The following is a 10,610-nucleotide window of genomic DNA, read 5'->3' as shown; positions in this document are numbered from 1 at the left end:
TCACGAGCCCGGCGGTCACCACGGCCAGGTCGACGACCAGGATGTGCTTGAGCAGCAGGCAGTAGGCGATCTGCATGGCGACGTAGCCGGCCAGCAGGGCGGCGGTGCCGCGGGCCAGCAGGTCGATCCAGGCCACCGAGTAGCGGTAGCGGTGGTCGGTGGCCGTCAGGGTGGCCAGCAGCGAGTCCAGGTCGGGCAGCCGTTCGGTGTCCACGCTCATCAGCGACGTCTCCACCGGCAGCAGGTCGAAGGTGGCGCTCAGCACCAGTCCGGTCAGGCCCATGCCGCCCGCGGTCGCGTCGAACAGGTCGCTGCCGGGGGTGACGGTGCGCACCTCGCCGTCGGCCGTCAGCAGGTCCATGGCCCGCACGTGCCGGGTGAAGGAGCCGGAGACGTGGTGGTTCTTGCCGTGGATGTCCGCGCCGATCGCCCCGCCGACCGTCACATAGCGGGTGCCGGGCGTCACCGGGACGAACCAGCCCAGCGGCAGCAGCACCGTCATCAGCCGGTGCAGGCTCACCCCCGCCTCGCTGGTCACCGTCCCGGCCCGGGCGTCGAGGGCCAGCACCCGGTCCAGGCCGGTGGTCTCCAGCACGGTGCCGCCCGCGTTCTGTGCCGCGTCCCCGTAGGCGCGCCCCAGCCCGCGCGCGATCCCGCCGCGCGCCCCGCAGGCGCGGACGGCCTCCACCGCCTCCTCGCGGGTGCCCGGTCGCAGCACCCGTGCGCCGGTGGGCGCGGTGCCGCCCCAGCCGGTCAGCAGTCGTGCGGTACGGGGCGCCGTGCGGGAGGGCGGTGCGGTCGCGGCGCGCTGGATGTGCTGAGCGGGCATGCACGAGACCGTACGGCCACCGAAATGCCCTGGAGGGGAGGCGGTGCCGCTCGTGTCGCTGAAAGGGTGAAGGCCCGAGTGTCGGATCGTATGGTCACCGGGTGTGTGCCGCGCGCGCGGGAGAGTCGGAGCGTGGCAGCGAGAACGGCACGACGACTGAGCCGGTGGGAGCGGCGGCTGCTGGAGGCGCTCAGTGGCTGCGCCGCCGACGCCCGGGTGGCGGGCGCGGCCCGCACGCTGTCCTGGTGCGGGGAGCACGCCGCCGTCTGGCTGCTGGCCGGATGCGCCGGAGCGGCCACCGACCGTACGCAGCGGGAGCGCTGGCTCAGGGCCACGGCCCTGGTGGGCACCGCTCACCTGGCCAGCATGGGGCTCAAGCGGGTCGTGCGCCGCCCGCGCCCCCGCCTGGCGGGCCGCGCCCCGCTCGTACGGACCGCGGGGAGGCACTCCTTCCCCAGCTCGCACGCGGCCTCCGCGGGCGCGGCGGCGCTCGCGCTCGGCGGACTCCGCCACCGGACACCGCTGGGCGCGCTGGCCGCGCTGATGTGCGTCTCACGGCTGGTCGCCGGTGTCCACTACCCCTCGGACGTGCTGGCGGGCGCGGCACTGGGCGCCTTGACCGTACGACTCGGCACCAGGCGGGAGCCCGCCCATGAGTGAGCACTCCACCCTGACCGGCGCGCCCCCGCCGGCCGGGGGCGACCTCGTCACCGGCCCGCGGCCGGTCGCCCCCGTACGCCCCGACGGCTTCGCCGGCACCCTCGCGGGCGGGCTGCTGCTGACCGTACGGCCCCGGCAGTGGGTCAAGAACCTGCTGGTCGTCGCCGCACCGGCCGCCGCCGGACGGCTCGCCTCCCCGCACACGGCGGCCGAACTCGTCCTCGTCTTCGCCCTGTTCACCACCGCCGCCTCCGCCGTCTACCTGCTCAACGACGCGCGCGACGCCGAGGCCGACCGGGCCCACCCCGACAAGTGCCGCCGCCCCGTCGCCGCCGGCACCGTCCCCGTCCCGCTCGCCTACACCCTCGGCGCCCTCCTCGCCCTGACGGCCACGGCACTGGCCGCCCTGCTGTGCAACACCGCGACCGCCGCCCTGCTGGCCGGCTACGTCGCCATGCAGATCGCCTACTGCCTGCTGCTCAAGCACATCCTGGTCGTCGACCTGGCCGTGGTGACCGCCGGGTTCGTGATGCGGGCGATGTCCGGCGGACTGGCGCTCGGTATCCCCCTCTCCCGCTGGTTCCTGATCACCGCCGGATTCGGCGCCCTGTTCATGGTCGCGGGCAAGCGCTACTCCGAGGCCGTCCTCATGGGGGAGGGCGAGGGCGGGACCCGCGCCCTGCTGCGCGAGTACACCGTGAGCTACCTGCGCTTCGTCTGGCAGCTCGCCGCCGGGGTCGCCGTCCTGGCCTACTGCCTGTGGGCCCTGGAGACCGACGGGGCCGCGGGCGGCTCCCTGTGGCGGCAGCTGTCGATGGTGCCGCTGATCCTCGCCGTGCTCCGGTACGCCGTCTTCACCGACCGCGCCGCCGCCGGGTCCCCCGAGGACGTCCTCCTCCGCGACCGCCCCCTGGCCGTCACCGCCCTGATCTGGGCCCTCCTCTACGGACTCTCGGTCACGACCCTGTAACCCCCATGCCCCCCACACCCCACCCTCTCCCCGAGCCCCACCTTTTTCCCGCCGCAGCCCACCCTTTTCCCGCCGCGACGGCGAGCAACCACAGGACCGCAGCCCGGCGGTCCCAACCCGACAGCAAGCCGCCCACCCACCACAACCAGCCGAACAACGACCCCGGCCGGATGGCAGGCTCCAACCCGGGCCGGGTGGCAGGCCCCACCCCGGGCCGGGCAGGCCACCCCACCAGCGAGGCGCAACGATGAGGGGCGGCCCAGGAAGACGGGCCCCGGCCCGGTTGCCCGCGCGCAAGCGCGCCCTCCTCACCGAGGCCGCCGGCTTCGCCACCGTCGGCCTCGTCGCCTTCGGCGCCGATCTCGGCGCCTTCCTGTGGCTGCGCGGTCCCGCCGGTCTGGACCCGATGGCCGCGAAGGCCCTCTCCTTCCTCGCCGGTGTCGCCATCGCCTACACCGGCAACGCGCTGGGCCCCTACCGGCTGGGGGCGCGGCGCCTGGCCGGCGGCTGGCGGCGGTTCGCCGTCTTTCTCGTCGTCAACGCGGCGGGCGGTGCTGTCCAGTTGGCCTGTCTGGGGGTTTCCCGCCATGTGCTGGGCCTGACGTCCGCACTGGCGGACACCGTCTCCGGCGCGGGCGTCGGCATGGTGCTCGGCACGGCGGTGCGCTTCTGGGGGACGCGCACACTGGTGTTCTCCCGTCCGGCCGCCCTCGAACGGGCCCTCGCCCAGGAACGTACGCCCGCCCCCCAACAGCCCGCCCGGGGACACGCGTCCGCCTCGGAACACGCGCCCGCCCCGGGACACGCGCCGGCCCCGGAACACGCGTCCGCCCCGGAAAATGCGTCCGCCCCCGCCCCGGACGCGGAGTCGGGGCGGGGGCGGGCACCGGAAGGCGTCATCCGGGGCGCCGGCGGTGCCGGCGGAGTTGGGGGCGCTACTTCACGGCACCGGCCATGACGCCGGAGACGAACTGCCGCTGGAAGGCGAAGAAGACCGCCAGCGGCACCAGCATCGAGATGAAGGCGCCGGGCGCCAGCACGTCGATGTTGTTGCCGAACTGCCGCATCTGCTGCTGGAGCGCCACCGTGATCGGCGGGTTGGTCGAGTCGGCGAAGATCAGCGCGACCAGCATGTCGTTCCACACCCACAGGAACTGGAAGATGCCCAGCGAGGCGATGGCGGGTCCGCCCAGCGGGAGGATCACGCGGGTGAAGAGCCGCAGTTCACCGGCGCCGTCCAGCCGCGCGGCCTCCAGCAGCTCGCGGGGGATCTCCGCGAAGAAGTTGCGCAGCAGGAAGATGGCGAACGGCAGACCGAACGCGGTGTGGAAGAGGACCACGCCCGCGGTCGTCTCGAAGATCCCGAGGGCGTTGAACAGCTTGGCGACCGGCACCAGCGCGACCTGCACCGGCACCACCAGCAGCCCCACCACGAGGAGGAACCACCAGTCGCGGCCGGGGAAGTCCATCCAGGCGAAGGCGTACCCGGCCAGCGCCCCGATGACCACCACCAGGACGGTCGCCGGGACGGTGATCAGCACGGTGGTCCACAGGGACCCCATCACCTGGTCGTTGGCGAACAGCGCGTCGTAGTTGGACCAGGTCAGCTGGTCGGCGTCGAGGATCCAGGGGAAGCTGCCGTTCAGGTCGAAGACGTTCCACCAGCCGGAGATGGAGATGTCCGCCGGGTCGCGCAGCGAGGAGCTGAGCAGGCCGGCCGTGGGCATCAGCCAGAACAGTCCGATCACGACCAGTGCGAAGCGCACGGCCCAGTGGCCGGTCAGCGCGGCCACCCGGGAGGCGGCCGAGGACGTGGGCCGGGCGGCTTCCGGTGCCTCAGCCGCCGGCTTGGAGGACTCGCCCTTGGCGGTGAGCGTGGTCATCGGCGGGACTCCCTGCGCAGACGGCGGATGTTGAGGATCATGACCGGGACGACGAGCAGCAGCAGGATCACCGCGATCGCGCTGCCCGCCCCCTGGTCGGGGTTGCCACCGAAGGACTTCAGATAGAGCTGGAGCGCGAGGACGTTGGCCTCCCGCTGGGTGGCGCCGGGCGAGATGATGTAGACGAGGTCGAAGATCTTGAGGACGTTGATCATCAGGGTGACGGTGACGACGCCGAGTACCGGGGCCAGCAGCGGCACCGTGACCTTGCGGAAGACCTTCCACTCGTTGCAGCCGTCCACCCGGGCCTGCTCCAGCAGTTCCCGGGGGACGCCGGCCAGGCCCGCGGCGATCAGCACCATCGCGAAGCCCGCCCACATCCACACGTAGGAGCCGATGATGGCCGGGGTCACCAGGGTGGGACCGAGCCAGTCGACGCCGTTGTAGGGCTCGGCGAAGTTGGAGGCGGGCAGCCGCAGTGTGGCGCCGTCGGCGGCGGCCGGGAGGGTGAAGGTGCCGTCGTCGGCCGTGGTGGCCTCGGCGACCTTGCGGCCGTCCTTGACGGCCTCCACCGTGATGCCGGAGAGGGCCTTCTCCTGCTGGTCGATGACGTTGTGCTCGCTGCGTCCGCCCTTGACGAAGTCCAGCCACACCGTGCCGGTGACCTTGCCGCCGCCGGCCTTGCCGGCCTTCTTGGCGGGGGCGGCGTCGCTCGCCTTCTTCGGCGGGATGCCGACCAGCGGGAGGGAGACGGGGCTCGCCGCGTGCACCGTCTCACGCGTGGTGTACGCGCCGCCCTTCTGGACGGCCAGCGGGGCGTCGGGGCGGGGCCGCGCGTCGGGCCAGGGCGAGGTGTCGACGAACGTGTCGTGCACGGTCGTCCACATGGCGTTGGCGACACCGCGCTCCGGGTCCTGCTCGTACACCAGCCGGAAGATGATGCCCGAGGCCAGCATGGAGATGGCCATCGGCATGAAGACCAGCAGCTTGAACGCCGTTCCCCAGCGCACCTTCTCGGTGAGCACCGCGAAGATCAGGCCCAGCGCCGTGCAGACGGCGGGCGCGACGATGACCCAGACGAGGTTGTTGCGGAAGGCGATCAGCGTGCCGTCGTCGGTGAAGACCTCCTTGAAGTTGCTCAGCCCCACGAAGCTGGAGCCGTCGGCGTCCATGAGGCTGCGGTAGAGCGAGTAGACGATCGGGTAGACGACCAGCGCGCCCAGGATCACCAGCGCGGGCAGCAGGAAGACCGCGGCGATCCAGGGCCTGCGGCGCAGCGCCGAGGCTTTCGCGGCGGCCTTGCCCGAGGGGCGGCCCGAGGGCGAGCTGCCGGCGGGCGCCCCCGCGGCGCCCGCCGTGCTGCTGGTGGTGCTCGTGCTGCCGGTGGTGCTGGTGGTCGTGGTGCTGGTACTCGTGGTGGAGGAGCCGGCGGTGGCGCCGGTCGCGGCACCGGTGACCGGCGCGTCCGGTGCGCCGGTCGCGTCCGGTATGCCTCCGGCCGCGTCGCTCGGTGAATTGCTCGGGGTCGGCATGAGGGTGTCTCCCCTGTCCTGTTCCGTCGGTGAGGCGTGGGGGTCGCGGCCCGCCGGATACGGGTACGGATCCGGGTTCGGATACGGCACGCGCTGACGGCACGTGGCGGTACCCGCGGCGGCGCGACGGGGCTGTCACACGGCGCGGTTCACTTCTCGTACGCCTTGGCGGCGGCCTTCTCCAGCGCCTGCTGGGTGCCCTTGATGTCCTTGGGGTTCGCCAGGAAGTCCTGGAGGGCCTTCCACTCGCCCTCACCCTTGGTGCCGCCGAAGGAGGCGGGCGCCTGGTCGGACATGTCGAAACGGAAGTCGTCGCCCGCGTCGATCAGCGCCTTGGCGATCTCCCGCTGCGGCTGGTTGGGGTAGGCGGCGAGGTCCAGCTCCTTGTTGGGGGAGATGAAACCGCCCTCCGCCGCCCAGATGCCCGCCGCGTCCTGGGAGGCCAGGAACGTGGCCAGCGCCTGCGCGCCCTTGGTGTTCTTGAGCACGGCCGCGGCGTCGCCACCGGTCACCACCGGCGGCTTGGCGCCGACCTTCGGGAACGGGTAGACCTGCGCGTCCTTGCCGATGCGGGCCTTGGTGTCACCCTCGATGTTGACGCCGACGAAGTCCGCCTCGAAGACGAGCGCGGCCTCGGGCGAGGCGAGGTCGCCGTAGGTCTGGGTCACCGACTTGGGGAAGTCCGTCTGGAGGGCGCCCTTGTTGCCGCCCGCCAGCAGATGGCGCTGCCCCCACAGTTCGGCCAGCGTCTTGAGCGCCTTGGTGACCGACGGGTCCTTCCACGTGATCTCGTGGGTGGCCAGCTTGTCGTACATCTCCGGGCCCGCCTGGGAGAGGTAGACGTTCTCGAACCAGTCGGTGAGCGTCCAGCCGTCCGCGCCACCGACCGACACCGGGTCGACACCCGAGTCGGAGAGGGTCTGGGCGTCCTTCACGAACGCCTTCCAGTCCTGCGCCTCACCCACGCCGGCGTCCTTGTACGCCTGCGCGTTGTACCAGATCAGGGACTTGTTCGCGGCCTTGAAGTAGACGCCGTACTGCTTGCCGTCGTAACTGCCCAGATCGCGCCAGCCCTTGCTGAAGTTCTTCTTCGACTCGGCCAGGGCCTCCTTGCCGAGTGGTTTGAGCCACCCCTTCTTGGCGAACTGCCGCAGGACACCGACCTGCGGCATCATCGCCACGTCCGGCGGCGAACCGCCCTCGATCTTGGAACCTATGTAGGTGGCCACGTTGTCGCCCGTGGGCACGAACTCGACCTTCGCGCCGGTGCGCTTCTCGAACTCGTCCAGGACCTTGCGGAAGTTCTCTTCCTCCTGGCCGGTCCACACGGCCGCCACCTGGAGCTTCTGGCCCTTGAGGTCGGGGAGGTCGACGGTCGGCTTGTGCGAAGCCGCCCACTCGCTCCCTTCGTCCTCCTTGGCGCAGCCGGCGGCGGCGAGTGTCAGGGCGACGACGGAGGCGAGCGCGAGAGCCGTGCGCGGAGCGCGCGAGTAACGCATGGTTCAGGCCGTCCCTTTCCCCCATGAAGCTCCCGTCACCGCGTCGGTGGAACGGGAGTCGAGCATGGCGCGGGCCAGCCTTCGCCGGGGCACCACGCCGTACCTTTCTGTGCGGAAGTTTGTACGCCCGGACCAGCATCCGTGGCAACACTGTACGGGTCGCCTCCGGCATCTTGATCAGTCCGTGACCTGTCGCTCCGCTTCTTTGCGTCACGTACTGCGAACTCCTGCGGTGGCTGGGGCAGTTGAGCCCTCGCTGAAGGGGCTCCCACCATCACCGGAAGCGCCCCCTCCGCCGGGCGTACGAGTCCCCTCGCAAGCCCCGCGCCACCCCCCGCCCGCCCCCTTCGCGCCGGCCCCGAATTCCCCGTCGCGAACTCTTCCGCCCTCCCTCCGTCGCGACTCCCGCCGTCCCTTCGTCACCCCTTCCGTCGCCCCTCCGTCGTGACTCCCGCCGCCCCTCCTGCCGCGACGGATCAGCCGCGACGGGAGGGGCGGCGGCACGGCGGGCCGACAGCGCCGGAACCGCCACCTGTCGGGGGTCGCGTACAACATCCCGTCGACCGGAACGGCCGGCCCGGGGCGCCCCCGAAGGCTTCCGGACACCCCCGAAAACCTCCGCACACCCCGAACGGCCCGAACGACCCGAAGCGCCCCGACGATTCGGCCCCCGGGCAACCCCCGCGATCACGCGGAGGTTGCCCGGGGGCCGTTGCCCGGGGGCCGTGGCCCGGGGGCCGGGGGCCTCGGGTCCTGGGGGCCTCCTGCGAGGGGTTACGAGGACGAGGAGGACGAGGAGGACGAGGAGGACGAGGACTGGGGCGAGCGGGCGGCCTGTTGGGCGGCGCGGTCCATGGCGCTGGCGAGCAGCGCCAGGTCCGTCGGCCCGTTGCCCAGCTCCCGCACCTGCCGCCGCGCGGGCGGATCCCCGGCCCGCGCCCAGTCCAGCGGCACCACAGTGGGCCGCACGGTCGCCGTGCGCGGGATGCGTCCCGTCACCTTCCCGGCCTGGAAGGCGACCCGCGTCCCGCCGCCACCCTCCCGCTGACGGAACGTCAGGATGCCGCGTCCGGGCGGCGGCGTGCCGCCCGCGTCGGGTTCGCGGACGCCCAACTCGGCGTGCAGTGCCGCCGTCCGCGCCAGCAGGGTGGCGTCCGTGCGGTCGGCCCGGCCGGTCGCCGCGATGACGTGCACCCCCAGCCGGGCACCGGACCGCGCCACGGCCTCCAGCGCACGGACGACCGAACCGGCGGCGGGCCGCCCGGGGTTGCCCAGGGCGGGGTCCACCAGCGTGTCGAAGTCGTCCACGAGCACGACGAGCCGGGGCGGTACCCCGGTGGGACCGAGGGGCGAGGGGAACGCGAGGGCCGAGGAGGAGGGGGCGGAGGGGGCGGAGGAGGCACCTCCGGAGGCCCCGGCGTGGCTTGCGGGGCCTGCGTGGCTTGCGTGGCTTGCGGGACCTGTGGGGGCGCCCTCTTCCGCCGCCGTCCCGGACCGTTCGCCGCCCACCTGGCGCAGCCGCAGCGTCCGCTGGGTCGGGTCGGGCCCGTCCCCGGCGTCCCCGGCCCCGCCACCCGGCCCCCCGGGAACGGACCCCGCGTCGGACGAGCCGCCGCCAACCTGATCGGGCAGCGTCTCGGGCCCACCGCGCCCGACGCCCGCATCGCCGCCGGCACCGGCACCGACCTCGCCACGACCGCTCTCACCACCGGCACGGGCACCAAAGCCGGCGCCACGCCCGGTGTCGCCGCCGACGGCCCCGCTGCCGGGTCCACGGCCGGAACCGGCCCCGCTTCCGGCCCCGCCGCCGCGATTGCCGTCGCCCGCGTCGCCACCAGTACCGGCGCGGCCGCCGACCCCGCTGTCCCCGGTGCCGAAGGGGGCGCCGCCGTCCCGGTCGGTGCCACCGCTGGTGGTACCGACTCCCTCGTCGGTACCACTGCCACCGGCGAGGGTGCCCCGGGTGTCGGTCCGGTAGCGCGGGCTCTGTCCGGCGCCGACCGTGGTGCGTTCGCCGGTGAGGGCATCGGGTGCGGGGGAGGGCGCCGGGACCTGGACGGTGCCCCCCTCGGCGGGGGACGCCGCCGCCTGGGCGCGCTCGGGTGCCTGGCGTGGTGCCACCACGCGTCCGCCGGGGCGGGCCGCCAGCCGGACGTACTCCTCGTAGCTGCCGTCCTCCCCGACCAGTTCGGCGCGCCGTTTCACCTCGGCGCTCAGGGCCTGCGCGAACTGCCGCATGCGCACCGGGTCCCCGGCGACGAGGTGCGCGGTGACGTGCGGCAGCTCCTGGCACGCGCGCAGTCCCTCCCCGGCGTCGGCACCCGCGCCGTCCACCAGGACGAGGGCCAGCCGGTCCGGGCGTTCCCCGGCGGCGAGCGAGGCCGCCAGGGACCGCAGCAACTCCGTCTTCCCGGCCCCGGGTCCACCGCTGATCAGGACGTGCCCCGCCGGCAGTTCGGCGAGGTCGGCCTCCAGGGGGCCGTGGGGGCCGGCTCCGAACACCAGCGGTGCGCGGCCCGCCGGGGCCGCCAGCCGCTCCGACCAGCGGGCGAGCAGCGCGGCGGGCGTGGCGCGGGCGAGGCCCAGTTCGTCGAGGAGGCGGCACTGGTCCGGCAGGGTCACCGTGGGGCGGGCGAGACCCGCGCGGGCCGCCGCGTCGTCGCTCTCCCGCAGGGGCGCGAGGGCGCGCGCGAACCGCTCGGCCCAGGCGGCCGAGACGGCGTCGACGGTGGCGACGGGACCGGGCGGCGCGGTGAAGGCGGCGGGGCACCACCCCGGCGCCCCCCCTCGCTCCCGCGGACTCCGCCGCTCCCGCAGCGCCCCTCGCTCCGATGGCGTCCCTCGCTCCGGTGACGCCTCCCACTCCGGTGGCAGCCGCAGGGCCGCCGCTTCCGTGCCCGTCCGCCGGGGGTGTTCCCTCTGCCCGGGGCGTTCCGTCCGTCCGGAGTGCCCCGGCGGAGCCGGGTGACGCCTCGCCGCGTGCGGACGTTCCCGGGTGGGCGGGCTCCCGGTGGAGTACGCGTACGGCCGTGGCGACGTCGCCGCTGAGCAGCGCGAGGGTGCCGCACTCGGGGAAGACCGGGCACGCGTCGTTCGCGGCCTCCACGGTGGCGGCGACGGGCGACGACGGGCTGGCGGACGGCGTCTCGGCGAGGCACAGCAGGTGGATGCCCGCTGCCGCCCCTCCCGCGCCAGCCGGGTCACGCTCGCCCGCAGCGCGGCCGATCCGGGGTCGCC

The 10,610-nt window shown here is 73.9% G+C and carries 8 protein-coding genes; 3 read left to right on the top strand and 5 right to left on the bottom strand.

What is annotated here, in order from left to right; translation table 11 throughout:
• A partial coding sequence (locus FM076_RS12605) for an FAD-binding oxidoreductase (protein ID WP_243274451.1) occupies positions 1-829 on the bottom strand: 829 nt, incomplete at its 3' end.
• 90 nt (positions 830-919) lie between these two features.
• Between FM076_RS12605 and FM076_RS12600 the strand changes: the two genes are divergently transcribed.
• The 3 genes from FM076_RS12600 (at position 920) to FM076_RS35295 (ending at position 3,417) form a co-directional block, all read left to right on the top strand.
• Complete coding sequence (locus FM076_RS12600) at positions 920-1,489, top strand: phosphatase PAP2 family protein (protein ID WP_173874700.1); 570 nt, start codon at positions 920-922, stop codon at positions 1,487-1,489.
• The gene (locus tag FM076_RS12595; protein WP_173870355.1) at positions 1,482-2,459 is read left to right on the top strand and encodes a decaprenyl-phosphate phosphoribosyltransferase; all 978 of its coding nucleotides are present in this window, start codon (positions 1,482-1,484) and stop codon (positions 2,457-2,459) included. Before FM076_RS12600 ends, FM076_RS12595 begins: the two co-directional genes overlap by 8 nt.
• 247 nt (positions 2,460-2,706) lie before the next feature.
• Positions 2,707-3,417 (top strand): GtrA family protein, encoded by a 711-nt coding sequence (locus FM076_RS35295; RefSeq protein ID WP_173870353.1) that lies wholly within the window; start codon positions 2,707-2,709, stop codon positions 3,415-3,417.
• On the opposite strand, the gene FM076_RS12585 is transcribed toward FM076_RS35295, so the two are convergent.
• From FM076_RS12585 to FM076_RS33695, 4 genes are all read right to left on the bottom strand, one after another.
• Positions 3,395-4,342 carry a carbohydrate ABC transporter permease gene (locus FM076_RS12585; protein WP_173870351.1) on the bottom strand — a complete coding sequence of 316 codons (948 nt, stop codon included), beginning with the start codon at positions 4,340-4,342 and terminating at the stop codon, positions 3,395-3,397. The genes FM076_RS35295 and FM076_RS12585 overlap by 23 nt on opposite strands.
• On the bottom strand, positions 4,339-5,874 hold the full coding sequence (locus FM076_RS12580) for a carbohydrate ABC transporter permease (RefSeq protein ID WP_173870349.1): 1,536 nt from the start codon (positions 5,872-5,874) through the stop codon (positions 4,339-4,341). Before FM076_RS12580 ends, FM076_RS12585 begins: the two co-directional genes overlap by 4 nt.
• A gap of 149 nt (positions 5,875-6,023) precedes the next feature.
• Positions 6,024-7,373: an ABC transporter substrate-binding protein gene (locus FM076_RS12575; protein ID WP_173870347.1), complete on the bottom strand. Its 1,350-nt coding sequence runs from the start codon at positions 7,371-7,373 to the stop codon at positions 6,024-6,026.
• Positions 7,374-8,147: 774 nt separating this feature from the next.
• Positions 8,148-9,995: an FtsK/SpoIIIE domain-containing protein gene (locus tag FM076_RS33695; RefSeq protein WP_345944970.1), complete on the bottom strand. Its 1,848-nt coding sequence runs from the start codon at positions 9,993-9,995 to the stop codon at positions 8,148-8,150.
• Between the last annotated feature and the right edge of the window lie 615 nt (positions 9,996-10,610).

This window comes from Streptomyces albus subsp. chlorinus (genome assembly GCF_013302895.1).
Lineage (GTDB): Bacteria > Actinomycetota > Actinomycetes > Streptomycetales > Streptomycetaceae > Streptomyces > Streptomyces chlorinus.
This window is presented reverse-complemented; position numbering and strand designations above follow the sequence as displayed.

What these genes read in the sequence shown, in the direction of transcription:
- FM076_RS12600 (WP_173874700.1), top strand. Translation starts at nt 920, where the DNA reads ATGGTCACCGGGTGTGTGCCGCGCGCGCGGGAGAGTCGGAGCGTGGCA.
- FM076_RS12595 (WP_173870355.1), top strand. Translation starts at nt 1,482, where the DNA reads ATGAGTGAGCACTCCACCCTGACCGGCGCGCCCCCGCCGGCCGGGGGC.
- FM076_RS35295 (WP_173870353.1), top strand. Translation starts at nt 2,707, where the DNA reads ATGAGGGGCGGCCCAGGAAGACGGGCCCCGGCCCGGTTGCCCGCGCGC.
- FM076_RS12585 (WP_173870351.1), bottom strand. Translation starts at nt 4,342, where the DNA reads ATGACCACGCTCACCGCCAAGGGCGAGTCCTCCAAGCCGGCGGCTGAG.
- FM076_RS12580 (WP_173870349.1), bottom strand. Translation starts at nt 5,874, where the DNA reads ATGCCGACCCCGAGCAATTCACCGAGCGACGCGGCCGGAGGCATACCG.
- FM076_RS12575 (WP_173870347.1), bottom strand. Translation starts at nt 7,373, where the DNA reads ATGCGTTACTCGCGCGCTCCGCGCACGGCTCTCGCGCTCGCCTCCGTC.